Origin of the sequence: Acinetobacter sp. Swhac1 (assembly GCF_013390985.1) — a bacterium.
Classification (GTDB): Bacteria; Pseudomonadota; Gammaproteobacteria; order Pseudomonadales; family Moraxellaceae; genus Acinetobacter; species Acinetobacter towneri.
This window is the reverse complement of record NZ_JACASN010000027.1, coordinates 24,371-47,243: the sequence shown is the minus strand read 5'-3', so window position 1 is coordinate 47,243 and position 22,873 is coordinate 24,371. Positions and strand designations below refer to the sequence as shown.

Annotated in this window: 25 protein-coding genes and 1 pseudogene; 12 read left to right on the top strand and 14 right to left on the bottom strand. The window is 40.8% G+C overall.

Annotated features, from left to right (window positions below; translation table 11 throughout):
* Nucleotides 1–103 precede the first annotated feature (103 nt).
* The 3 genes from HX743_RS12740 to hemW form a co-directional block, all read right to left on the bottom strand.
* Complete coding sequence (locus HX743_RS12740) at nucleotides 104–1,111, bottom strand: HpaII family restriction endonuclease (RefSeq protein ID WP_178319403.1); 1,008 nt, start codon at nucleotides 1,109–1,111, stop codon at nucleotides 104–106.
* Entirely contained in the window at nucleotides 1,095–2,204 is a 1,110-nt protein-coding gene (locus tag HX743_RS12735) for a DNA cytosine methyltransferase (RefSeq protein ID WP_004974609.1), read from the bottom strand. The genes HX743_RS12740 and HX743_RS12735 overlap by 17 nt, the downstream gene beginning before the upstream one ends.
* 141 nt (nucleotides 2,205–2,345) lie before the next feature.
* A complete protein-coding gene (gene hemW / locus HX743_RS12730) occupies nucleotides 2,346–3,500 on the bottom strand; it encodes a radical SAM family heme chaperone HemW (protein WP_131260602.1) in 1,155 nt (384 codons plus the stop codon).
* A 122-nt stretch (nucleotides 3,501–3,622) separates the two neighbouring features.
* On the opposite strand from hemW, the gene HX743_RS12725 reads away from it, so the two are divergent.
* From HX743_RS12725 to HX743_RS12715, 3 genes are all read left to right on the top strand, one after another.
* A complete protein-coding gene (locus tag HX743_RS12725; RefSeq protein WP_070153402.1) occupies nucleotides 3,623–4,084 on the top strand; it encodes a DMT family transporter in 462 nt (153 codons plus the stop codon).
* 38 nt (nucleotides 4,085–4,122) lie between these two features.
* Nucleotides 4,123–5,487, top strand: coding sequence for an MATE family efflux transporter (locus tag HX743_RS12720; RefSeq protein ID WP_004974603.1), 1,365 nt, complete (start codon nucleotides 4,123–4,125; stop codon nucleotides 5,485–5,487).
* Between the two features lie 145 nt (nucleotides 5,488–5,632).
* The gene (locus HX743_RS12715; protein ID WP_004974602.1) at nucleotides 5,633–6,931 is read left to right on the top strand and encodes an AarF/ABC1/UbiB kinase family protein; all 1,299 of its coding nucleotides are present in this window, start codon (nucleotides 5,633–5,635) and stop codon (nucleotides 6,929–6,931) included.
* A gap of 158 nt (nucleotides 6,932–7,089) precedes the next feature.
* On the opposite strand, the gene HX743_RS12710 is transcribed toward HX743_RS12715, so the two are convergent.
* Together HX743_RS12710 and HX743_RS12705 are read right to left on the bottom strand one after the other, a co-directional pair.
* Entirely contained in the window at nucleotides 7,090–7,410 is a 321-nt protein-coding gene (locus tag HX743_RS12710; RefSeq protein ID WP_131260605.1) for a type II toxin-antitoxin system PemK/MazF family toxin, read from the bottom strand.
* Nucleotides 7,410–7,691, bottom strand: coding sequence for a type II toxin-antitoxin system RelB/DinJ family antitoxin (locus HX743_RS12705; RefSeq protein WP_004974600.1), 282 nt, complete (start codon nucleotides 7,689–7,691; stop codon nucleotides 7,410–7,412). Before HX743_RS12705 ends, HX743_RS12710 begins: the two co-directional genes overlap by 1 nt.
* Before the next feature lie 278 nt (nucleotides 7,692–7,969).
* Here HX743_RS12705 and HX743_RS12700 point away from each other — a divergent pair, with 278 nt between their 5' ends.
* Nucleotides 7,970–8,224, top strand: a complete 255-nt coding sequence (locus HX743_RS12700; RefSeq protein ID WP_136144462.1) for a type B 50S ribosomal protein L31 — start codon at nucleotides 7,970–7,972, stop codon at nucleotides 8,222–8,224.
* Between the two features lie 144 nt (nucleotides 8,225–8,368).
* Here the strand turns inward: HX743_RS12700 and crcB are convergent, their stop codons facing one another.
* Nucleotides 8,369–8,746: a fluoride efflux transporter CrcB gene (gene crcB / locus HX743_RS12695; RefSeq protein WP_104852609.1), complete on the bottom strand. Its 378-nt coding sequence runs from the start codon at nucleotides 8,744–8,746 to the stop codon at nucleotides 8,369–8,371.
* A 233-nt stretch (nucleotides 8,747–8,979) separates the two neighbouring features.
* Between crcB and HX743_RS12690 the strand changes: the two genes are divergently transcribed.
* On the top strand, nucleotides 8,980–9,312 hold the full coding sequence (locus tag HX743_RS12690; RefSeq protein WP_136144461.1) for a HopJ type III effector protein: 333 nt from the start codon (nucleotides 8,980–8,982) through the stop codon (nucleotides 9,310–9,312).
* 166 nt (nucleotides 9,313–9,478) lie between these two features.
* On the opposite strand, the gene HX743_RS12685 is transcribed toward HX743_RS12690, so the two are convergent.
* A complete protein-coding gene (locus HX743_RS12685; RefSeq protein WP_171287417.1) occupies nucleotides 9,479–10,045 on the bottom strand; it encodes a hypothetical protein in 567 nt (188 codons plus the stop codon).
* A 175-nt stretch (nucleotides 10,046–10,220) separates the two neighbouring features.
* Here HX743_RS12685 and HX743_RS12680 point away from each other — a divergent pair, with 175 nt between their 5' ends.
* On the top strand, nucleotides 10,221–10,847 hold the full coding sequence (locus HX743_RS12680) for a class I SAM-dependent methyltransferase (protein WP_168418499.1): 627 nt from the start codon (nucleotides 10,221–10,223) through the stop codon (nucleotides 10,845–10,847).
* 133 nt (nucleotides 10,848–10,980) lie between these two features.
* Here HX743_RS12680 and HX743_RS12675 read toward each other — a convergent pair whose 3' ends face one another.
* Nucleotides 10,981–11,454, bottom strand: coding sequence for a Holliday junction resolvase-like protein (locus tag HX743_RS12675; RefSeq protein ID WP_178319402.1), 474 nt, complete (start codon nucleotides 11,452–11,454; stop codon nucleotides 10,981–10,983).
* Nucleotides 11,455–11,569: 115 nt separating this feature from the next.
* Between HX743_RS12675 and HX743_RS12670 the strand changes: the two genes are divergently transcribed.
* The 4 genes from HX743_RS12670 (at nucleotide 11,570) to HX743_RS12655 (ending at nucleotide 14,802) form a co-directional block, all read left to right on the top strand.
* A complete protein-coding gene (locus HX743_RS12670) occupies nucleotides 11,570–12,214 on the top strand; it encodes a ParA family protein (protein ID WP_004974554.1) in 645 nt (214 codons plus the stop codon).
* 117 nt (nucleotides 12,215–12,331) lie between these two features.
* The gene (locus HX743_RS12665) at nucleotides 12,332–13,462 is read left to right on the top strand and encodes an AI-2E family transporter (protein WP_372238850.1); all 1,131 of its coding nucleotides are present in this window, start codon (nucleotides 12,332–12,334) and stop codon (nucleotides 13,460–13,462) included.
* Between the two features lie 217 nt (nucleotides 13,463–13,679).
* Entirely contained in the window at nucleotides 13,680–14,168 is a 489-nt protein-coding gene (gene sodC, locus HX743_RS12660; protein ID WP_250316244.1) for a superoxide dismutase [Cu-Zn] SodC, read from the top strand.
* A 337-nt stretch (nucleotides 14,169–14,505) separates the two neighbouring features.
* Entirely contained in the window at nucleotides 14,506–14,802 is a 297-nt protein-coding gene (locus HX743_RS12655) for a DUF3817 domain-containing protein (protein WP_178319400.1), read from the top strand.
* 123 nt (nucleotides 14,803–14,925) lie between these two features.
* Here HX743_RS12655 and HX743_RS12650 read toward each other — a convergent pair whose 3' ends face one another.
* The 4 genes and pseudogenes from HX743_RS12650 to HX743_RS12635 form a co-directional block, all read right to left on the bottom strand.
* Nucleotides 14,926–16,155, bottom strand: a complete 1,230-nt coding sequence (locus tag HX743_RS12650) for an MFS transporter (protein ID WP_178319399.1) — start codon at nucleotides 16,153–16,155, stop codon at nucleotides 14,926–14,928.
* 181 nt (nucleotides 16,156–16,336) lie between these two features.
* Nucleotides 16,337–16,446, bottom strand: a pseudogene (locus tag HX743_RS12645) (pirin family protein); the annotation flags it as partial.
* A 138-nt stretch (nucleotides 16,447–16,584) separates the two neighbouring features.
* Complete coding sequence (locus HX743_RS12640; RefSeq protein ID WP_004974545.1) at nucleotides 16,585–16,956, bottom strand: hypothetical protein; 372 nt, start codon at nucleotides 16,954–16,956, stop codon at nucleotides 16,585–16,587.
* Between the two features lie 198 nt (nucleotides 16,957–17,154).
* Nucleotides 17,155–18,564 (bottom strand): FAD-binding oxidoreductase, encoded by a 1,410-nt coding sequence (locus HX743_RS12635; RefSeq protein ID WP_178319398.1) that lies wholly within the window; start codon nucleotides 18,562–18,564, stop codon nucleotides 17,155–17,157.
* A 341-nt stretch (nucleotides 18,565–18,905) separates the two neighbouring features.
* Here HX743_RS12635 and serA point away from each other — a divergent pair, with 341 nt between their 5' ends.
* Nucleotides 18,906–20,138: a phosphoglycerate dehydrogenase gene (serA, locus tag HX743_RS12630; RefSeq protein WP_178319397.1), complete on the top strand. Its 1,233-nt coding sequence runs from the start codon at nucleotides 18,906–18,908 to the stop codon at nucleotides 20,136–20,138.
* Between the two features lie 160 nt (nucleotides 20,139–20,298).
* Complete coding sequence (locus HX743_RS12625; RefSeq protein ID WP_178319396.1) at nucleotides 20,299–21,177, top strand: DMT family transporter; 879 nt, start codon at nucleotides 20,299–20,301, stop codon at nucleotides 21,175–21,177.
* Here the strand turns inward: HX743_RS12625 and HX743_RS12620 are convergent.
* Both HX743_RS12620 and truB read right to left on the bottom strand, forming a co-directional pair.
* Nucleotides 21,174–21,632, bottom strand: coding sequence for a hemerythrin domain-containing protein (locus tag HX743_RS12620; RefSeq protein WP_178319395.1), 459 nt, complete (start codon nucleotides 21,630–21,632; stop codon nucleotides 21,174–21,176). The genes HX743_RS12625 and HX743_RS12620 overlap by 4 nt on opposite strands.
* Nucleotides 21,633–21,840: 208 nt before the next feature.
* Nucleotides 21,841–22,746 carry a tRNA pseudouridine(55) synthase TruB gene (truB, locus tag HX743_RS12615; protein WP_178319394.1) on the bottom strand — a complete coding sequence of 302 codons (906 nt, stop codon included), beginning with the start codon at nucleotides 22,744–22,746 and terminating at the stop codon, nucleotides 21,841–21,843.
* Between the last annotated feature and the right edge of the window lie 127 nt (nucleotides 22,747–22,873).

Sequence of the window (22,873 nt, the reverse complement as noted above, 5' to 3'; positions counted from 1 at the left end):
TGTTCAAATGGCTATTCTACGTTTGATTGGTTTTGGAAAAAAAGAAGAATTTAAGAAAGTGCTAGCAATTTTAAGAAAGAAAAAGCCTGATAGGACAAGGATCCTATGAAATTTGTCGTGTACAGAGATTATTGTATAAATACTCTTCAAATTCATGGCGATGATACAGATGATAGCAAATGATCTCGCCATCTTCTTTAATTACTAAATATCCACCTGTAGAATCAATTTCGTTACCTGTCCAAACTGTACCAGGCATCATTCCAATTGCTATTTCACACAATAATTTTTTAATTTTAAACTGATAAAAAGGATGCTGATGTTCAAAAGAATATTTCATTGGATTTTCATAAGAAATTTCATTAAAAATATCTTTAACTGAATTAAGAGTTGATGTGTAATATTTAAATATAGCTTCTGCCATAATTTTTGGTAGTAAACTATCCAACAAAATTAAATTATTCTCAAATACAGCATTATTTAAATGGGAAAATTTAATATCGGCTCCCAACATTTTTAAATGTGCTATACGAGATTTAATAATTGGTTGTGGCAATGCAAGCTGATTAAAATCTTCAATCTCTTTTTCGGTTAGGCAAATATTTTTTATTTCAAAAATAAAATTTGTTGTCTTTCCTGCATTTAACAATGTGGATGGTTTACCTAATTTTGACTTTATGCTAAATCCCAATTCAGGCATTGTTCCAATTTTTGCATCATAAATTACGATTCTAATATCACTTTTCGCACTAGATTTTGCTTTAATCTTATTTGATTGGTATCTGGATATAAAGTTTTCCACATCTAGAATAGTAAATGATGCCGTTTGCTTTTTCTGTAATTCTGCCAGCAAAAACTGAGTAATATCTCTGAGTTCCTGTAATGGTATCTGAAAAACATCTTCACCCCGCAAAATCTCTACTATACCCTCTGATTTATGCGGTACATAAGTGAATAAATGATAATGTTCTTGACGTAAAATTCTAATTACAGGATAAATTAAATTATTTATTTTATTTAAGTTTTCATCACCCGCACTTAACTCCCCATCACATAGTAATTTAAAAAGGGCATAGAGTTCACTCCATTCCCCCTTATTTGCTGTAATCATACTCACCAATCTTCAATGCTTTTAATATTTCTTTTGCAGTTGCCTGTATCGCTGGAATAGCAACAGAATTTCCAAATTGTTTATAGGCTGAGGCATCTGAAACCACGATTTTGAAATGATCTGGAAACCCCTGCAACCGTGCCCATTCTCTTGGCGTCATTTTCCGAATACCTTTCCGATTTACCTCTCCTTTAATTCTAGTAGTTGGAGTAAAGTCTGTAATTCTATGATCTATAACTAAATTACGCTCTCTCCCCATTCCACCTACAACTATGGCATTGGCAATTGCGTGATCTGGAATAATAGCGTAACCAAAACCATTTCCTTTATTTTCATGTCGAGCTTTATGCTTTTCCAAGGTATCTAAATACTGTGTAGATAAGTAATATTTAGTAGGTACAACCTGAGTTTCCTTTATATCGGCAAAACAGGTTTTTTTATTTAATGGTTGTGGATAAGAGAAATTTTGAATTCCAGTATCTTTATGGAAGCCTACAATAAAAATTCGCTCTCTATTTTGGGGAACACCAAAATCTTTAGCATTTATAATTTGAGGCTCAGCAACGTAGTAACCTAAATCATCTCTTAATGTTTTTAAAATAGTTTTAAGTGTATTTCCCTTATCATGACTAATTAAGCCTTTAACATTTTCTAAAAAGAAAGCTTTAGGTTGTTTCCGTTTTATAATATCCGCAACGTCAAAAAATAGCGTACCGCGTGTATCTTCAAATCCAGATCTTTTACCTGCAATTGAAAAAGCCTGACAAGGGAAGCCTCCACATAAAATATCGAAATGATCAGGTATCGCATTTTTAGTAGACTCTAAAGTGATATCACCATAAGGCGTTTCACCAAAATTGACGGAATATGTTTTTTGGGCATATAGGTCTATTTCTGATGAAAATACGCACTCGCCACCAAGATTTTGTAACGCTAGCCGAAATCCACCAATTCCTGCGAATAGGTCAATAAATTTAAATTTACTTGGGTATTCTGGATAAAAAGGGATTGATTCAAAGAGGGAAAGGTTTTCCTCTTTGTTTACCACTAATTCACCATGAGCCTTTAAAACTTTTGGACTAGTAGAGTTCATCTCAAACCTTCAAGGCGATACAATAACAAAGCCATTACAATAACAAAATTTACCTTAAATAGCATGCAGTGCAAGACACAAGCTGTCGCTCTAGCACAATATTCGATAAGCGTTAGGACAGATGCCTGAGCTGAACTCAAATCACAAAAACGCTTCCAACACCGAATTTAAAAACACATGCCCTTGCGCAGTACATGCCAATCGCTTCGGATCATCCTGCAACAATTGCCGCTGACGCAATGTATTTAAAATATCCTGCAAATCATCCAAGTTTAAACCTGTGCGGGCAGTATACAAGTTTGCCTCAACCCCATCATTCAGGCGCAGTGCATTCATCATAAATTCAAATGGCAACTCATCGGCTGCAATTGCTTTAAACTGCAAGTTTTCCGCAGGTACTTTGGCTAAGTAATCTTTCGGCAAACGGGTTTTTTGGAAGCGATACACACCATCATGCAAAGTCACTTTGCCATGCGCCCCCGCACCTATCGCCAAATAATCGCCAAACTGCCAATAATTTAAATTATGTGCAGACGGCAACTCTTTACGCCATGCAGACACTTCATAATTCACAAAACCTTGCGCAGTTAAATAGGCTTCACCCTGCGCTTGAATTTCTTCCAAGACATCATCTACAGGTAAAATTGGCTGAGTGCGGAAAAAAACAGTATTAGGCTCAATAGTCAATTGATACCATGAAATATGCGTTGCACCATGTTCCACTGCCAGTTTTAAATCCTGCAGTGCTTGCTGCAAAGTCTGTTCAGGCAAGCCATGCATTAAATCGACATTAATTCGCTGAAAGCCCGCTTCACGCGCCAAGCCAATTGCGGCAATCGCATCATCATTAGAATGAATACGCCCTAATTTTTTTAAATGCTCAGTATTAAAACTCTGCACGCCAATCGACAAACGGTTAATGCCTGCAGCCAAATAATCTGCAAAGGGATCATGCTCCACTGTTCCCGGATTAGCTTCCAACGTAATTTCGCAGTCATCTTCAAAAGCTAGCACGGCTTTCAGCTGTGTAAATAACCATTGATACCCCTGTGCTGAAATTAGCGAAGGTGTGCCACCGCCAATAAAAACACTGTGAATTTTCCGCCCCTGCGCAAACTGAGTCTGGGTTTTAAAATCTTCCAGCAAAGCCTGTAGATATTCCTGTTCTAAATCTAAACTCAACTTACCGTCAGGCACAGCATGTGAATTAAAATCACAATACGGACACTTACGCACGCACCACGGCATGTGAATATATAAAGATAAAGGAATATCAATGGGTTGAAGTGGATTCAAAGACAGACTCAATGCAAAATCAAAACAGTGATACAGATTTTAACATGACTACAGCAAGACACCGATGTATTGCCTAGAATTTGCTTTAGACTAGGGTGGATTGAATAAGAAAAAATGTGAAAATGATGAAGATATCCAGCCAATTACTCTTAATTTTGCCACTGGCGATGGGCATCGGGATTGCAATGGCATTTCAAACTGCAATCAACAGCCAATTGCGTGAATATTTATATTCTCCGCTACAAGCTGCCCTTTTCTCTTTTTTGGTTGGTACAATAGTTTTAGCCATACTGGTATTTTTTCAACAAGTCGAGAAACCCAACCTCAGCACCTTGCTCAACATTCCTTGGTATTTATGGATTGGCGGATGTTTAGGGGTTTATGCCATCAGCATGAGTATTTATAGTGCTCCCAAACTAAGTTTGCTTACTTTGTCTGGGGTGATTATTTTTGGACAAATGGTCACCTCAATGCTGATTGATCATTTTGGGTTCCTGGGCACTGAAAAAGTTGCTATCAACTGGCAACGTCTTTTAGGTAGCGTGGTGATTTTTATTGGTGTGCTTCTCACTTTACAACGCTAATACCCAAACGCTAAGCACCTCAGGCATTGAGATTTTTTGTGTCAAATATACATTCTGTGACCACGACCCGTTTTGAATTAAAACAGCTTTTTCAACTGATGATTCCAATTTTGGTCACACAATTTGCGCAAGCAGGTTTAGGTCTGATTGATACCATTATGGCAGGTCACATGTCTGCCACCGACTTAGCTGCTATTGCCGTTGGGGTTGGTTTATGGATGCCCATTATGCTGCTGTTCAGTGGCATTATGATTGCCACCACACCCTTAGTCGCCGAAGCCAAAGGCGCACGTACCCCAGAAAAAATTGCCACCATCGCCCGTCAATCTTTATGGATTGCATTTATTTTAGGCGTGATTGCAGGACTGATTTTACAGCTCATGCCTGCACTATTGCCATTATTTGGTGTGCCTGAAAATTTACAGCCCAAAGCAGGCTTATTTTTACATGCCATCGGTTTTGGGATGCCTGCCGTGACCATGTATGCCGCTTTGCGCGGTTATTCAGAAGCACTGGGCTATCCACGCCCTGTGACCGTAATTAGTCTGTTGGCATTGGCTTTATTGGTTCCACTGAACTTTATGTTTATGTATGGTTGGGGGCCTCTGCCTGAACTGGGCAGTGCGGGTTGTGGTTTTGCCACTGCTATTTTGCAATGGTTAATGTTTATAACTTTGGCATTTTATATTTTTAAAAGTCGCGCCTATCAAAGCACACAGGTATTTAGCCAATGGGAAGCGATTGATGCGGTCTGGATTAAACGCATTTTGCTATTAGGACTACCAATTGGTTTAGCCATTTTCTTTGAAGTGAGTATTTTTAGTACTGCCGCCATTGTAATCAGTCCTTTGGGAGAAACCAAACTGGCAGCCCATCAAATTGCCATGTCAGTCACATCTCAGTTATTTATGATTCCCATGTCTTTGGCAATTGCCCTGACCATTCGTATTGGCACATATTATGGCGAACAAAATATTCACGCCATGCGTAAAGTACAAGGCTTAGGCTTTGCAACTGCAACTGTATTTGCCTTTTCTACAATGACGCTGATGTGGTTTTTCCGTCCTGAAATCATTTCAATTTACACCCGCGACCCGCAAGTGGCGCAAGTGACGATGTCTCTATTATTATTTGCGATTGCCTATCAACTCATGGATGCATGGCAAATTAGCGCAGCAGGTTGTTTGCGTGGCATGCAAGACACTCAGGGCCCAATGTGGATTACCATGCTTGCTTATTGGGTTGTGGCTTTCCCCATTGGCGTGTATTTAACTCGTTACAGCAGTATGGGCGCTGCAGGGGTTTGGGTCGGGCTGATTGTCGGTTTAAGCATTGCCTGTGTGTTACTTCTGACCCGTTTATATTTCAACAATCAACGACTGGAACGCCAATTTACAGCATAAACCTCAGCCTACTCACCTACATGCCAAAATACGTTTTGGCACGTGGGTCTTGTGATCAAAAAATACTTTAACAATTAAAAGTAGGCATTTTGCTCACGAACACTTATGATCAAAAGATAGTAAAGATGATCTTGAGGAACATCGCATGGCAAAAACGGCGCGTACACCTGGTCGTCGCTTTATGAAACTTGCGAGCATGACAGCAAGTATTGCAACCAAAACGGTATCGAACTCGATTAAAAACCTCACCGCAGATGAAGAACAAAAAAATGCGGCACGCAGCCAATTGTTTCAGGATATTGGTATCCAAATTGCTGATACCTTAGGCGAAATGAAAGGTGCGGTGATGAAAGTCGGGCAAATTGCCTCGCAATATAAAGATATTTTTCCGCCTGAAGTTGCCAAAGCCATCAGTAAATTACAGCGCCAAGCACCTGCCATGCCTTTTGCTGAAATTAAGGCACAAGTTGAAAAAGAACTCGGTAAACCGCTCGACAAAATTTTTAAACACTTTGATGAAACTCCGTTTGCAGCCGCATCTATTGGGCAAGTGCATAAAGCCATTTTACCCAATGGCGAGCAAGTGGTGGTCAAAGTGCAATATCCTGGGGTCGATGAAGCCTGCGAAAGTGACCTGAAACAAGTCCGTTTGGCACTGCGTTTAATGGGTGTACTTAAAATAGACCGTAAATTACAAGACCGTCTATTTCAGGAAATTCAGGAAAGTTTAGACAATGAGCTGAACTACCAGATTGAGGCACAAAACCTAGAAGTAGCGCGTACCTTTCACGCGGCTTTGGATGATAAAATTATTATCCCACAAGTGTTTAAAGACTATTCTTCGCGGCATATTCTCACCTTAAGTTTGGAACAAGGTGAAAATATAGAAACGGCAAGCACATGGTCACAGCGTACCCGCAACACTTTGGGACGACGTTTATTGCGTGCCATGGGTCAAGAAATCTTTTATTTAAAACGCTTTCATTGCGACCCGCATCCGGGCAACTTTGCGTTCCGCCAAGATGGTTCTGTGGTGATTTATGATTACGGCGGCGTCAAAACTCTATCGAATGATGTAGTGCATCATTTTCGACAACTGATTCATGCTGCGCGTGCGCAAGATATTGCCGAAATTGAACAGCATCTAGATGCACTGCAGGCAATTTCTGCATTGGGTAAATTCCCTGAAGATTTATATTTGCAATGGTTAGAAGTGCTGATGCGTCCGCTAACCACACATTATGATTTTGCTGAAAATTCTGCCCATCATGATGGCGTTGAGTTGGTCAAAAGTTCATTGAAATATTGGGATGTGTTTAAGCCTTCTCCCGATACCTTAATGGTGAATCGAACTGTTTCAGGGCATTATTGGAATTTAATTCATTTAAAAGTGCATGATAATTTAAATGATATTTTTGAGGAGTTGGTTCCACCGCGAGCTTAGACTCAACTTTGGACTCAGCAAAGGATGCTGAAAATAAAGCCCAATCTGTTTTATGCTCCGTAACTAAAATTATAATCCAGACAAAAAATCCTCCCAAATGTAGGAGGATTTTTTGTTATCTAAACCGATTCATTCAAGTTGAAACGATGAAATTCAAATTATTGAATTTCAAGGTGTTTGATTAAGCATTCCAGATCATCGGCAGACAGTTGTCCAATATAAGTGAGTTGTGTTTTTTGGATAGGCAGCTGATATGTTTGTACTGTATCAATCCACGATGGCTTTTTTAAACCAGCCTGTTGCCAGTTTTTAATTTCCACATATTTGCTTTTAATAAAAGCAGACTTATTTTCGTACTGACTACTTAAACGAAATACAACATAGTCGGTGTCCGTTTGGCGAATATACAACACAGGTCTGGTCTTACCCTCGGCAATATCTGTAAAGCCAACATAAGCCCAATAGAGTTGTTGGGTCATTAGTAGCCGCCATCATCTTCTAAAAAAGCAGCAGCATCAGCAGCGCTAGACACTTTTACACTAGGAACATTATGGCTCATCGCGATTAATCTTGCTGTATTCAAATCCTCGTCACTCACTTGAGTCGTGACAGGTATTTTTCCAGTTCGTGCAATTTCAGCGTAAACCATGCTCATTACAGTGGCAGGCGTCAGACCAACTTTTGTCATAATGTATTCTGCCGATTCCATAATTGCCTGATCAACCGTGTATTGAACCCGTTTTTTTACCAATGTTGTCATCATCTACTCCATACATACCACTGAATACCATTTTATGCCTTAAAATGGCATGGGTCAAACTTGTTCTTACGATGCCTTTTCACTTCCAATAGAAAAAATTATTTAATCTGTGCAGACACTATTCCCTCAATGACAGCCCTTATACAACAGGTTTAAAAAGGGATTGGATAATTTTTGATGTAAAACTCACTAGAAAGAATGCATGTGGGTTTTATTTGCCAAATTAATTGTTATGTTATAACATTTCACAAATTACACACTTAGTTTGGAGAAATCTCATGCGTCCGAATATCCACCCAGAATATCGTGAAGTTTTATTCCACGACACCAACGCCAATGCCTATTTTGTGATTGGCAGCACCTTGCAAAGCAGCCAAAGTAAAGAATATGAAGGCAAGGTATATCCTTATGTGACTTTGGATATTTCTAGTGCTTCACATCCGTTCTATACAGGTGAGCAACGTCAAACCAGTAACGAAGGTCGTGTGGCGAGTTTCAATAAACGTTTTGCACGTTTCAAACGCTCACAATAACTTCATATTCAGTTAAGTTTTCTATTTTATAGTTTAATCATAGCCCAATTGCTTAGCGCCAAGCTGAGCAGTTCTCTATCTTCAAAGCCCAGGCACTCTCCTCCAGCTTGGGCTTCTTTTTATCTGAAAAGCAAATATAGGCAGTTAATGTTTTAACACTTGTTGAATACTATAAAAACCTACAGCCAGAAAAATTACGCCCAAAACCACGCTCGACATGGCATAGCCAAAAGCCAAACCGTGCTGTCCCTGTCGCAACAATTGCCAAGTTTCCAACCCAAAACTAGAAAATGTGGTAAAACCACCTAAAATTCCAACCATCAGCAATAAGCGGGCTTCCTGCTGCAACACAGGATATTTCTGACTCAATGCAAAAAATACACCCGCCAAAAAGCAGCCAAACAGATTGACCGACCACGTTGCCCATGGAAAATGCTGTGCCGATTTAAATAAATACAGGCTTGCGGCATAACGTAAACTTGCCCCCAATGCACCGCCAATTGCCACCAATAGCCAATTCATCTGTTCTGCTGTCCTTTTTGCGGCTATGTCGTGTATTTCTCACAGCCATAATTTTTAGTCACACGTGATCTCACTCTGTATTTCAAGATATCTTGCCCGAAGCATCCATATCTTTGCTCAGATTTTACATCTTCCTAAATCACATAAGTTAAATACACGAAAAAGTTTTCCACTCAAAACCAAATTGCGCTAGTCTGCATATTATTTCAATTTAGGCACATGTGGAGGATGTCATGGCAAAAGAATTATTGGCTCAACTTGAGGCAGGCAGTGCAACATTTGCCGATGTGATTGCATTCATTGAAGCACACTATAACCACACCCCAACCGCATTTAAAAATGGACAACAAAACAATGCTGCCACTGAAAATCAGGGCAGCGCTAAAGTATTTTCTTTTGCTCAGTTAAAAGGTTTAGATCAGGCACAAACCCTCAGTTTGTTTGCAGAACACTATGCCTCGGTACGTGCAAACCTGACAGGCAGTGACCACCAAAACATTCGCCAGTTTATGCAACATGGTTGGGATGGTATTCAGTTTGAAACGCTAGCCCTTAGCGCCAAATAAAAACAACTTTAACCAAGCAAAAACCGCATGAAAGTTAAACCTAATCATGCGGTTTTTTATTAGGGATGTGTACGTTTCACGTGGAGCAATACTGAAGCTATTTACCGTGTATAAGATGCGGTTTCGGCAACTATCTACAATTCAAACTCTAAACTAAACATCACACTCAGCTTTTGACTTTTTCAATCCACTGAATTGAACTAACGCGAAATACCTCACAAGCACCATCCCCCGTATCGGTAGGAGTAAGCGATGATGTCCAGACCAAATCCTGATCTTTGACTTCCACCAACTCCCCTTTTAAACGTACCAAATCGCCACGTTTGACCTTCTTAATTTCTTTGGCAATTTGTGGGTTGGCAGGAATGATGTGCATATTGGAGACCATTTGCATGGCTTGTTCCGCAGGTACGGGCAAACGATCTATTTTCCAGTTTAAATAGCGGTCATATTGATTGACCGTGATATGACGGGCAATTTCAGGCTCAGCAAATAAGCCCCAACTTACCGCATAATCAATGGGGGAAAATTTGGCTTGGGCATCATGTTGATAGGTTTTAGAACCCAAAATCCGAAAATCACCTTTAAAGGGTTGCAAGACTTCAATCGACTGACCTTTCACGACAGGTGGTAAGCCTTTGGCAATATTACGCTCAACCGAAGCATAGCCAGAACATGGCAAAGCCAAAGTCAACAATAATGCGGTCAGTTTGAGTGAAATATGCTTTTTCATCATGGTCATCAGCCCATCAAATTCATGTATTCAGCTTTTTATCTTAGCGCTAGATCATGAATACAATAGTTGAAATTAGTAACAAAATGCAGTCTTTGGCATGTACTGACATAGCAAAAGCACAGACTTTTCAGCTAAGCTCAAAGGCAATAAAAAGGAATGATCAGATTAAAATATGCTGTACCGACTTTATCAAAAACATATTTTTCCGCACCTGCTCAATCAAGTCATGCAAACCCCATCGCTCATGGATTTGCGCCGTGAACTTTTATTGGGCGTGTCAGGTGAAGTGTTGGAAATAGGCTTTGGTACAGGGATCAATTTAGCTTTTTATCAAAATATCGATACGGTTTATGCCTTAGAGCCCAATGCAGCCGTCTTTCAACTGGCACAGGAACGAATTGACGCAGCACCCTTTTTAGTTGAGCACATTGCTGCAAGTGCAGAACAACTCCCTTTTGCCGATGAACAACTACAGCATGTGGTGTCTACTTGGACGCTGTGCAGCATTGCAGATTTGGCACAAAGTTTGCGGGAAATTTATCGTGTACTACAACCCGGCGGTACTTTGCATGTGGTGGAGCATGTGCTGAACCGACAAAGCCTAAATATTCAGCGTTTACAGCACCTGCTTACCCCTATTCAAAAGAAAGTTGCAGATGGCTGCCATCTAAATCGTGATATTGAAGTCGCCCTACTCGAGACGGGTTTTGAATTGGGCGAAGTTCGCTATATCGATGTTGCAGGCATTCCAAGCCTTGCGCAGCGTATGTTATTGGCGCGGGTGCATAAACCCAAATGATAAGTTAAAGTCATCACTTTAAAATCTAAATGCAAAGACTTTGCTTCAATAGCTAAAACCAACTATGCCTCTTACATTGCCATGCAACCCACAAAGATGACGTCATGTCGCGTTGTTACAGCGTGAGATATGTTTAATCATCATCTTGAAAATCAATACGGATAGTTTCAAAACGAATTTTACCCTGCTGAATTGCCTGCGCAATTGCTTGCTGACCTTTGGTCAAACGTGCGCCACCACTCTTAATATCAATCAGGACAATTGTAATATCTTCGGCACGCCCATTGCCATCCCGATAATCGGTATAACCATCAAACACGATATAATCAACAGGATCACCTAAAAATTTGGCATCGCTCGGTAAATACTGAAATTCGGGCATAATCGGTGCTAATTGCTCTGCCATTTTGCCTTTCAACACCGCACGACTGGTATTTACACTGCGCTTTTGTGCCTGCAATAACGCCTGCTGATGTGCCAATTCAATTTCTGCAATATATTGTTCATACTCGGCTTTAATCCGTCCATTGCGGCTATTGCTTAAAATTAAGGTGGTCAGCACCACGCCTATACAGGCACCTATCAGCATCGCCATCCAGATTGACATAAAACCTTCCTAAACCTTTTTTGCAGAACTCGATACGACTTTTGTCAACTGTCATATTCCGAGCACAAAACAATGATAAGCTAGAGATGAGCAGATTAAAATCGATTCGAGGGTCATGAAAACTATATTAATTGCCAACCAAAAAGGTGGCTGTGGAAAAACCATTACGGCTATTAGTTTAGCATCTGCGCTTGCACAAAAAGGCTATAAAGTTGCTTTGGCGGATGCCGACAATCAAAAATCTGCGCTGCAATGGTTAAAACAACGACCAGAAACAGCCGCTCCAATTCAAAGTTTAGATTGGCGTCATGAAAAGTCGATTGGCGATGCACCCAAAAACATTGAATATTTAATTATTGATGCACCTGGCGCATTATCGGGCGAACATGCCGAGCAATTGATTAGTGAAGCGCATGCGATTATTACTCCGCTGCAACCTTCTTTTTTCGATATTGACTCAACCCGCCGCTTCTTAAAACACTTACAAGACATTAAGCGGATTCGTAAAGGTAAAGTCCAAATTTTGCTGCTGGCCAATCGGGTCAAACCCAACTCTGCCAGCTCTAAAGATATTCAGGATTTTTTCCAGAAAATCGAGCAACAGCCTGTGGCATGGATTTCAGAACGTGCAGCCTATGGACAATTGGCAATGCAAGGTTTAAGTATTTTTGATAAAACCCAAAAAACTTATCTGCAAATGCAAGATCAATGGCAGCCTGTACTGAATGCCATTGTAGATGACCCTGCTCAATGGTTTTAAAGCCTAGAATCGCCACCGTTTAGAACTTATTCACCAGAACTTACCAAGCTCTCGTTTTCGGGAGCTTTTTTTTCAGTTAATATGGCACATGACCTTAGGAATGTTTCAGTGAATTCAGTGCAACAGTACGCGCCAACATTACAAAAAATTTTATTGTTTGGACTGTTTTTTGTCCTGATATTTTTGGGTTTTCACATACTCAAATATTTTATTGTTCCTGTTGTTTGGGCAGCAATCATTGCCTATATGAGCTGGCCACTATATCAGTCGGTGCTACGTTTATGCGGTCATCGTCCTACGCTTAGCGCAGCCTTAATGATGCTGATGGTCACGTTGGTGGTCGGCATTCCACTCACTTTTGCCATTTTTATCCTGCAACATGAAGGTCGCAACTTATATTACGAATTACAAAAACAGGTGTTTTCTGGACACTTAAATGTCCCTGATTTCATTCGCAATTTACCTATTATTGGTAAAGAAGTCACCCGCACCCTTAAAGAAATTAATCACGATCCGAACAGCATTGTGCAATCCATTTCCTTATGGATTCAAGGGCATTTAAATTACGGCAAAGTGGTGATTAATGAAGTCAGCAAAAACCTAATCAAACTTGGTTTTGCCCTGCTATCGTTATTCTTTTTCTACCGCGATGGTCACACCATTTTGCATCAAGTCAGCAAAGCTTTGGAAATGGTGATTGGGCCACGTATTCATCACTATTTAGATACTATTTCTGAAACCACACGTGCTGTGGTCTATGGCGTTGGACTCACCGCAATTGCGCAAGCCTTACTCGCAGGCGTGAGCTATTTTGTCGCTGGGGTACCTAATCCGATGGTACTGACCATTGTGACTTTCTTATTTGCCTTAATTCCGTTTGGCCCACCGTTAGCTTATGGTTCGGTGTCGCTGTGGTTATTTAGCCAAGGGCATACCATGGAAGCCATTGGCGTTATGGCTTGGGGCGTGTGTGTAGTCAGCACGGCAGATAACGTCATCCGACCTTTGGTGATTTCAGGTGCGACCCAAATTCCATTCTTATTGATTATGTTTGGTGTACTGGGTGGTATTGCTAGCTTTGGCTTAATTGGTCTGTTTATTGGCCCTGTTATTTTGGCCGTGTTACTGGCTATTTGGCGTGAATGGTTGCATGAAAATAATCAACCCGAAGCTTTAATGATGCCGAAAGCCACACTTGCACACGACCTACCCGAAGACGATTCATCTTCCAATTCAAAGCTTGATTAAGCTTTCTTTCTGATCATATTGCTCACATGGCTGTGTTGATCTGAACAAATCAGCTCAACACAGTACATACATTCCACTACGCAAATGTTGTATTGTAACGTGGCTAACTTTGTTTCAATCAAGACATCCCTAAATATTATGCACAACAAACAGGATGTCTTTTATGCGCTCAATACTCCAATTTGCCAGTCTTGCTGCTTTTAGTGGTCTAGTACTCATGGGTTGCAGCACCACCGCAACCACACAAGAAAAATCAAAATTAGTGAAAATGCATGCTGTTTCAGCACAAGGTATTGGCAAAGAATTAGGTACGGTCGAACTGCGTGACAGTGCAGCAGGCTTAGTCATTCACACCCAACTCCAGCAACTCCCTGCAGGTGAACGAGGTTTTCATATCCATGAAAAAGGTTCATGTGCAGCAGCAGAAAAAGAAGGAAAAATGGTTGCTGCTTTGGCAGCGGGCGGTCATTTTAATCCGAAAAATGTCCCGCATCATGGCACACCACTGACAGGACATTTAGGTGATTTACCTGCTTTAAGTGTTGCAAGCGATGGAACAGCCAAAGTAACCGTGATTGCACCACGTTTAACATTGGCACAAGTTGAAGGATTGGCTTTAATGATTCATGCAGGCGGCGATAACTATGCCGACCATCCAAAACCATTGGGCGGTGGTGGTGAGCGAATCGCCTGTGGGGTCATTTAAACCCGCTTTATACATTTTCAATAAAACATTTAAAATCAATTGTGGATAAGTTAAGGGTTATACACATGCCTTTCGACTTATCCGCAAAAAAGTAAAATCATCTTGTTGTGGATTATTCTAAAAATAAGCTCAATGCAGCTCGTCTCGCTTTATATCAGTCGTGTTTCATATCCACACTCACTAATTTTTGAAAAACTTGCTACGAACTAGCAGAAAATAGCTCAATTTTGCAAACATCGTGTCTAACTTATAAATGTGCAGAGATCACAACCGCTCATCTTTGCGAATGTCTAAATTTCAGCTACACTGCATTTTTATCCACTTTAAAAAGATTGGCATGAACATTAAAACATTACGTCTAGTTGGTTTACTCGAAGGTATTTCATTCTTATTGTTGTTATTTATTGCCATGCCCATGAAATATATGTTCGATAACCCAATTTTAGTGAAATATGTAGGTATGGGACACGGCGTATTGTTTATCGCATTTTTAGTGGTGCTTTTTGTGGTTTGTGAAAAACAAAAATGGTCTCTTAAAATGTTTATTTTGGGCTTAATTGCTTCAATTTTACCTTTTGGCCCATTTGTTTTTGATGCTAAATTGAAAAAGATGGAACAACCAGTACAAGCTTAATCTGCAAGTCCTTTTCAGCTTTCATCATATTACACATTTTCTCAACTTTAATTTATAAATCAAATGTTTGCAAGGTGATGCCACATCACCTTGTTTTATGATGCAGCTGAAAAATTTAACCCCTTAAAACTGCCCTGCAGCAACTCGCTCCTGCATCACCTGTTTAAGCATCATGCGTGGCAAACTAAACCAGAGCGTTATCAGCACCAAACAAGCCAAACTATACGCCCAAATATCAAACCGCATATATAAAACACGCACCAGTTCAATCACAATAAAAAAGCACAGCATCAATATCATTGAAACACTAGCAGCAACAGTACCTTTAGACACTTCCGATGACATTAAGGCGAAACGGTATAAGACTGAGAAGCTCATTCCCTCACCAAAACTAATCAAGCTCATACCAATCACCAAACACCAAACAAAATAGCTTTGCCAAATTGCCCCCAATACGATCAGCACACTACCCAACAACATTAAAGGTAAACCAATCAAGACTGTTTTTCCTAAAGGTAAACGGTCAATGACTTTCATCAGTACCAGATTGCCTAAAATCAAACCACCCAAAACAGGAAACTGCGCCAAACCGTATTGCAGACTACTAAAGCCTAACTCTTCCACCAACATCACAGGAGATAACGCAATCCACAACATTAAAGGCATGCTCAATAAGGGCAGCGCCAATGTCAAACCTAAGAATCTGGTATTTTGAAAAACTTGTTTAAAATCATCCCATACATCTCGAAATGGAGGTTTGGGAATACGCTGCTGATTTTCAGGCATTTTGGCTTTCAGTCCAAACCAACTCAAAAATGCCAACAGTGCTATGCCGATAAAACCCCAATGCCAAGAAACATGCTCAATCATAAATGCACCTAAGACTGGGCCGAGCAAGGGAGCAAGTAAAGAGACGTTCGCCATGAGCGCCATGACTTTAATTGCATCACGTTCTGCAAAGTTTTCCTGAATAGCCGCATAACCGACTGCACTAATGACTGACAAACCAAAACCTTGAAAAAAACGAAGAACAAGGAAGCTTTCAATGTTCTGAGTCAATAAAATCAATAAACAGGTTAGGGTAAAAAATGCCACGCCGCCCAATAATACTTTTTTGCGTCCCAAACGGTCAGAGAGTGGCCCCAATAACCACGCCACACAAGCACCCCCCAGCAAATAAAATGACATGGACGAAGCTGCCCATGCACTACTGACACCAAAATCTTGTGTGATGGCCAACATTGCGGGTTGAACCAAGTCATTGCCAATATAAACCGCGAACTCAAACAAGACCAAAGCCAAGGGAAACATGAGTGTGGCACGTTGAATGGTATTTTTTTGCTGCTGTGGCATGAGTTATAAAGGACAAAACGATGCAAGTCAGCCGCGTTTAGCCCATAAAAATAGAAAATTGAGCTGCAGTTTAACAGAGTTGAATGGCAAATTTATGGCGCATTTTTTAAGTCCGTTAAATAAATTGCGGCACTTGATGTGACATCAGACCAAGTTAGGCATCACCTCCTTCAGCGGGTTAAGGCGATACGGTATTGCCCAATTCATAATATGAAAATACCGAAAGTACAGGATAAAACTACCCACGGCAATGAGGCGATCATTACAGTGTAGAAATGCTAGCGTTTTGATGGACATGCTGCGCTCACACGTTTTTGAATCGAATGAAGTCATCCTAAATAAAAGCTGTGGATAACACGAGTATTATCCACAGACGCTTTGTTGCATTTTTAGAACATCATGCAAGATTTACCTAAGCCCTACAGCAATTTAAGGACATTTTTTGCTTTGGAAAGTCTTGGTATTTTTACCACGTGCGCATAAGTAAGCGGTTTGCACATCACCCTGCTGCCATTGTCCATTAATATTTTTAAAGTGATAAATACTACGAATTGAACGTACCGAATCATCCATTAAGCCTGTTTCGGTAATTTTTACTTCTGCCGCAGTTGGTGCTTCGACACGGTTAAAGTATTGACGAATTTCAACGGTAGCCAATTCTTTACGCAAATCTGGACGTTGTTTGAGTACCTGCGCCAAAGGTGTTTCTGCAGGCGTAACTTGTGAAATAATATTCTGTGTAGTCGCACAGCCTGACAATAACGCAACACCCAATGCGGAAACCGTGATTAAACGCAACATAACTCCTCCAAAATGTTGATTATTATTTATGCTTCTATGATGCCTTGTTCGAGCAGAAACGCTAGAACAGAAATGTAAAATTAAAACAGCTGCATAAAAAACGCATCTCAAGGATGCGTTTTTCAATTCACTACAATTAATTTGCTACATCTCATTCACGAAAATCTGACCACGCGAATAAATGAAAGGCGCAATGAATTACAAATCAAATAATTTGCCTGGATTCATAATGCCTTGAGGATCAAACACTTTTTTCAGCGCTTTCATATATTCAATTTCTTCAGCCGAACGTGAATATTCCAAATATGTTTTTTTGGTCATGCCTACACCGTGTTCTGCAGAAATAGAACCATCATATTTCTTCACAGTATCAAATACATACTTATTTACCACCTGACATTTGGCAAAGAATTCGTCTTTGCTTAAATCGGCAGGTTTAAGAATGTTCAGGTGCAAGTTACCATCACCAATATGGCCGAACCAGCAAATTTCAAAGTCAGGATAGTTTTCTGCCACAATTGCATCAATTTCCTGAATAAATGCAGGAACATGAGTAATCAATACTGAAATATCGTTTTTATATGGAATAAACGGTGCAATCGACTCAGAAATGTCTTCACGCAAACGCCATAAACTTTCAACTTGGTCTAGGCTTTGGCTCAATACGCCATCCATCACCCAGCCTTGTTCCATACAGTGTTCAAAAATTTCCATCGCCTTGTCCATAATTGGCTCAAATGGCGCTTCAAATTCAAGTAACACGTAAAATGGACATTGGGTTTCAAATGGACGTTGCACATGACCATGATCCAAGACTTTTTGCATCGCCAATTCACCAAAGAATTCAAATGCAGTCAGATCAATTTTAGCTTGGAAAGCATGTAATACAGGCATCACCGAATTAAAATCAGGTACGCCCAACACCATCACTTGCAAATCTTGCGGTTGGCGTTCTAGCTTAATTTCAGCTTCGGTCACTAAGCCAAGTGTGCCTTCACCGCCAATAAATAAATGTTGCAGCGCATAACCTGTTGCGTTTTTGATCATGCCTTTGTTCAGACGCAGGATATCTCCTTTGCCTGTTACCACAGTCAGACCCAACACCCAGTTACGGGTCATGCCGTATTTAATGACTTTAATACCGCCCGCATTGGTACCAATATTACCGCCAATTTGTGAAGAACCTGAAGATGCAAAATCGACTGGATAATACATGCCTTGTTCTTCGGCATAGTTTTGTAGTTGCTCAGTCACCACACCCGCTTGCACACGTACCATACGGTCTGCAGGGAAAAATTCCAAGATTTGGTTCATCTTGTCCATGCTGACTACAATTTCACCATTGGCTGCCACCGCACCCGCAGATAAACCTGTACGTCCGCCCGATGGAGTAATGGCCACATTAAACTGATTCGCCAGTTTTACAATGGCTTGTACTTGCTCTGTGCTTGATGGGAAAACGATGACCGATGGGTTCGGATCAAAATGCTTTGTATGGTCACGACCCCAGTTTTGGAGGCTATCGGCATCCGTTTTAATACGGTTTTCACCGACTATTGCCGTTAATTGGGTCAATAACTCAGGGGTTAAAGCGACTGGAGCATTCATCGTTTGCAGACCTAGCAAGAATTAAACAGGAAGAAAAGCGACTGTCTGCATATCTTGATCAATTTGAAGATACTGCAGACTAAATATGTGCATCAAAGCAACAGCGTGGGTTGGCTTTCATGTGTGCCGCTTATTATAAGCGATTTTTTTGAAAAACCTGTGAATATTGGCAATTCCGATAATATAACGTGGTAAGAACAGGGTAATTTTGGGCAATATTTCTGAAAGAGATTATATCTGACAAAAAATACCTGCACTCTTGGTCATAAAGGAAATGTATATCGACCCATCTCCTATGTTATCATACCGCCACTAAATTTGGCCTTTGTAGCGGAGCCGTAATGAGCCAACATCTTTCACTACCTAAAGATAAAATTCGTTTCTTGTTGTTAGAAGGCGTACACCAGAACGCAATCGACGTGTTAAATGCAGCGGGTTATACCAACATCGATTATCGTAAAACGGCGCTTGAGGGCGATGCGTTAAAAGAAGCGATTAAAGATGCGCATTTCATTGGAATTCGTTCACGTACACAGCTAACTGAAGAAGTTTTTGAAGCTGCGAACAAACTGATTGCGGTAGGTTGTTTCTGTATTGGTACCAACCAAGTGAACTTAACTGCAGCAATGCAACGTGGTATTCCAGTTTTCAATGCCCCTTATTCAAACACCCGTTCGGTTGCAGAATTGGTATTGGCTGAAGCAATTTTATTGCTACGTCGCGTACCTGAAAAATCAACCGATACACATGCAGGTGGCTGGAACAAGTCTGCTGTAGGTTCATTTGAAACACGTGGTAAAACTTTAGGTATCGTGGGTTACGGTTCAATCGGTTCTCAACTTTCAGTATTGGCTGAAAGCTTGGGTATGCAGGTCATTTATTATGATGCTGTGACCAAGTTACCGTTAGGTAATGCACGTCAAGTTGGCTCTATGGGCGAATTATTGGCAAATGCTGACGTGGTTTCTTTACACGTTCCAGATGTACCCTCTACCCGCAATTTCATGGCAAAAGAACAATTTGCACAAATGAAAGAAGGCGCAATTTTCATTAACGCGGCACGTGGTACTTGTGTGGTGATTGAAGATTTGGCAGATGCCATCAAGTCTGGTCATATTGCAGGTGCTGCAGTTGACGTATTCCCGAAAGAACCAAAAGCCAATGGTGAAGAATTTGTTTCCCCACTACGTAACCTACCAAACGTGATTTTAACACCGCACGTGGGTGGTTCGACCATGGAAGCGCAAGCGAACATTGGTTTGGAAGTGGCAGAGAAATTTGTTGCATATTCAGATAAAGGTATGACTTTGTCTGCAGTGAACTTCCCTGAAATTGCACTGCCATTGACTGAAGGCAAGCACCGTTTATTGCATATTCACCAAAACATTCCAGGTGTATTGTCTAAAATCAACAACTTGTTTGCTGAACACGGCATCAACATCTCTGGTCAGTCACTTATGACCAAAGGTGATGTCGGTTATTTAGTGATGGATGTTGATGCGACTGCATCTAAAGAAGCACTAGATACTTTACACGAAGTTGAAGGCACAATTCGCGTACGTGTCTTGTTCTAAGACCACACGCTGATGCTACAAAAAACCACAGTCTTAGCACTGTGGTTTTTTATGTCTGATCTATGGGCATGAATTTGAGTTGCCACAGCTCTGTATTTTTAAACTTGCTATAATCTGCCTGACTTTCTCATTTTCACACTGTTGAGTATTTTTCTGCCCCATGCCAAACGCCCAACTCACTGCGGTGTTGTTCATGGTTTTATCCATGATCTCCTATCAAATCAGTGCTTCTTTTGCCAAACAACTCTTTCAGGTACTCGACCCGCTTAGCGTGACAATTTTACGGCTGTGCTTTGCCAGCGTGATTGTGGCAATCATGTTTCGCTCATGGCAAATTCTGTCACGGCTCGCACACTTAAAATGGCGTGACTTATTGTGCTATAGCGCCGCCTTGGGCTTAATGAATATTCTGTTTTATCTGTCGTTGGGCAAATTGCCACAAGGTATTGCGGTGGGTTTAGAGTTTGTCGGGCCTTTGGGGCTGGCTTTATTGTCCATTCAAAACCGTAAAGATTATGTCTGGGTATTGTTGGCAATTTTAGGCATTATTCTTATGGTGCCTTGGGGGCAAGCGCAAGGTGATCATTTTAGTCTGTTTGGTGCAGCGTGTGCCTTAGGTGCAGGATTGTGCTGGGCTTTTTATATTTATTTTGGGCAAAAAGTGGTGCAACAAAATATTGGCATGCACGCGCTGACCATCGCCATCAGTATTTCGGCTTTGGCTTTGATTCCATTCGGACTGTATAACAATGCCCCCGCACTGTTTGAAACCCAGTATTGGGGCAAGGCGCTTGCCATTGCAGTGCTTGCCACGGCCATTCCTTATGCGCTGGATTTACAGGCCTTAAAACAACTCAGCAAAATGAGTTATGGCACACTTTCCAGTTTATCGCCTGCTTTGGCTGCACTGACAGGCTTGGTATTGTTGGGTGAGAAAATTACTTCACTGCAATGGCTCGCGTTATGCTGCATTATGTTAGCTTCGGTGGGCGTTACTTTTAGAGCAGTAAAAAAATCCAAACAGCCGCAGAATGTTTAAACCAAACTGTCTTTAGACATCTGTTGGTATTTTTCATACTCTGCCAAATATTGCTTGGCTAGACTTTGTTTTTGCTGTTCAGACAAAATTTTGCCTGCCTGCTGAAAAAAGCCATGTTCTTCTTCTTTTAAATGATGATGCACTTTATCTGACAGTTGCTTTGCAATGGCCAACCAACCTGTGTTGCTCATTTCAGTTTCGGTTAATTGTTCGAGTAATTCATCCATTTGATGATGCTCTGCCAAAGCATGGCGAGTGATATTTAAACCTGCGTCAGTCATCATTAAGGGAATATAAAAATAGCGATCTTCTGCCACTGCATGCGCAAATAATTCATTTTTAAGTTGTTCAAATATCGCTCTACGTTCAGGGCTATCACCTGAAGTTTGCGTCAGTTGGTGGGCTAAATTTCGTTGAATGTCGTGACTTTGGCGTAAAGCTTCAAAAATATTCATGTGCAGACCTCTGTTTTTTACCCATGCGCGGCGAACAGATTGATAAAAATCTACTCGCACATCCACATCGGTTTTGGAGTCAGTTTTTTAATTTAGTTTTAATCCTCTAAGTACTGTATAGAGGATCAATCCAAAATCCTGCAACTATTTGTATAAAAAGCTTTAATTCACTTACTCACTTTATTCAAGTTATGTATCTGAACAAAGCTTAGAGATTTAAAACCCGTTTCGGTACCAAGCGCTTTTTATCTGTAACTTCAGCCAAACCTAGACACTTCTCACCATCAAAGACCAACACTTGCGCTGCTGCAGGATGGTCAATATTACTTTCCATGCCACGACTAAAATATTCAGCGCGTCCTTCAGGAACTTGAATGTGTAGAAAATGCTGTACAGGTGCATACGCAGGCAGCAATAAAGCCTCACGTTCTGCTTCACTTAAACTTTCCAAATATTCAATGCTATAACTCGGAATCAAGTCAAAATGCCCCGTTTTAATCCGATGCAAATAGGTCAAATGTCCATAAGTACCCAAGGCTTTGGCAATGTCTTCACCTAAAACACGAATATACGTGCCTTTAGAACAAGTTACATCCAAAGTGATGCTCTGTTCTGTAAAAGACAGCAATTCAATGGCATAAATTGTGACTGGACGCGCTTCACGTTCAATTTCAATGCCTTGTCGCGCTAATTCATATAACGGACGACCTTCTTTTTTTAAGGCAGAATACATGGGCGGAACTTGCATAATATCGCCCTGAAATTGTGCCAATACCTGTTCAATGCGCTCTTGGCTCAATGCAGGTACAGCCTGCTGCAACAGCACTTCACCCTCAACATCTCCTGTGGTGGTGCTGTGTCCCAATTGAATGGTAGTTTGGTAGCGTTTCACCGAATCGAGTAAGTAGTGCGAAAACTTGGTCGCTTCACCCAAACAAATCGGCAGCAAACCCGAAGCCAATGGATCTAATGCTCCTGTATGCCCTGCTTTTTGCGCCCGATATAGCCAACGCACTTTTTGCAATGCTGCATTGGAACTGATGCCCAAAGGTTTATTCAATAAAAATACACCACTAATGGCACGACGCTGGATTTTAGCCGCAGATGATTTCATAGCACACATAGGTCAAAGCAAAACTGCGTCATGGTAACAATCTGCCGCGATAAATGACAACATTTCTAGAACAGCGATTTACTTTTATGGCATATTTGGGGCTTAGGATTAAAAAAATAAAATGGAT

Excerpts from the sequence above, each read along its gene's own strand:
- HX743_RS12740 (WP_178319403.1), bottom strand. The coding sequence starts at position 1,111 with ATGATTACAGCAAATAAGGGGGAATGGAGTGAACTCTATGCCCTTTTT.
- HX743_RS12735 (WP_004974609.1), bottom strand. The coding sequence starts at position 2,204 with ATGAACTCTACTAGTCCAAAAGTTTTAAAGGCTCATGGTGAATTAGTG.
- HX743_RS12725 (WP_070153402.1), top strand. The coding sequence starts at position 3,623 with ATGATGAAGATATCCAGCCAATTACTCTTAATTTTGCCACTGGCGATG.
- HX743_RS12715 (WP_004974602.1), top strand. The coding sequence starts at position 5,633 with ATGGCAAAAACGGCGCGTACACCTGGTCGTCGCTTTATGAAACTTGCG.
- HX743_RS12710 (WP_131260605.1), bottom strand. The coding sequence starts at position 7,410 with ATGACCCAACAACTCTATTGGGCTTATGTTGGCTTTACAGATATTGCC.
- HX743_RS12705 (WP_004974600.1), bottom strand. The coding sequence starts at position 7,691 with ATGACAACATTGGTAAAAAAACGGGTTCAATACACGGTTGATCAGGCA.
- HX743_RS12700 (WP_136144462.1), top strand. The coding sequence starts at position 7,970 with ATGCGTCCGAATATCCACCCAGAATATCGTGAAGTTTTATTCCACGAC.
- crcB (WP_104852609.1), bottom strand. The coding sequence starts at position 8,746 with ATGAATTGGCTATTGGTGGCAATTGGCGGTGCATTGGGGGCAAGTTTA.
- HX743_RS12690 (WP_136144461.1), top strand. The coding sequence starts at position 8,980 with ATGGCAAAAGAATTATTGGCTCAACTTGAGGCAGGCAGTGCAACATTT.
- HX743_RS12685 (WP_171287417.1), bottom strand. The coding sequence starts at position 10,045 with ATGAAAAAGCATATTTCACTCAAACTGACCGCATTATTGTTGACTTTG.
- HX743_RS12680 (WP_168418499.1), top strand. The coding sequence starts at position 10,221 with ATGCTGTACCGACTTTATCAAAAACATATTTTTCCGCACCTGCTCAAT.
- HX743_RS12675 (WP_178319402.1), bottom strand. The coding sequence starts at position 11,454 with ATGTCAATCTGGATGGCGATGCTGATAGGTGCCTGTATAGGCGTGGTG.
- HX743_RS12670 (WP_004974554.1), top strand. The coding sequence starts at position 11,570 with ATGAAAACTATATTAATTGCCAACCAAAAAGGTGGCTGTGGAAAAACC.
- sodC (WP_250316244.1), top strand. The coding sequence starts at position 13,680 with ATGGGTTGCAGCACCACCGCAACCACACAAGAAAAATCAAAATTAGTG.
- HX743_RS12655 (WP_178319400.1), top strand. The coding sequence starts at position 14,506 with ATGAACATTAAAACATTACGTCTAGTTGGTTTACTCGAAGGTATTTCA.
- HX743_RS12650 (WP_178319399.1), bottom strand. The coding sequence starts at position 16,155 with ATGCCACAGCAGCAAAAAAATACCATTCAACGTGCCACACTCATGTTT.
- HX743_RS12640 (WP_004974545.1), bottom strand. The coding sequence starts at position 16,956 with ATGTTGCGTTTAATCACGGTTTCCGCATTGGGTGTTGCGTTATTGTCA.
- HX743_RS12635 (WP_178319398.1), bottom strand. The coding sequence starts at position 18,564 with ATGAATGCTCCAGTCGCTTTAACCCCTGAGTTATTGACCCAATTAACG.
- serA (WP_178319397.1), top strand. The coding sequence starts at position 18,906 with ATGAGCCAACATCTTTCACTACCTAAAGATAAAATTCGTTTCTTGTTG.
- HX743_RS12625 (WP_178319396.1), top strand. The coding sequence starts at position 20,299 with ATGCCAAACGCCCAACTCACTGCGGTGTTGTTCATGGTTTTATCCATG.
- HX743_RS12620 (WP_178319395.1), bottom strand. The coding sequence starts at position 21,632 with ATGAATATTTTTGAAGCTTTACGCCAAAGTCACGACATTCAACGAAAT.
- truB (WP_178319394.1), bottom strand. The coding sequence starts at position 22,746 with ATGAAATCATCTGCGGCTAAAATCCAGCGTCGTGCCATTAGTGGTGTA.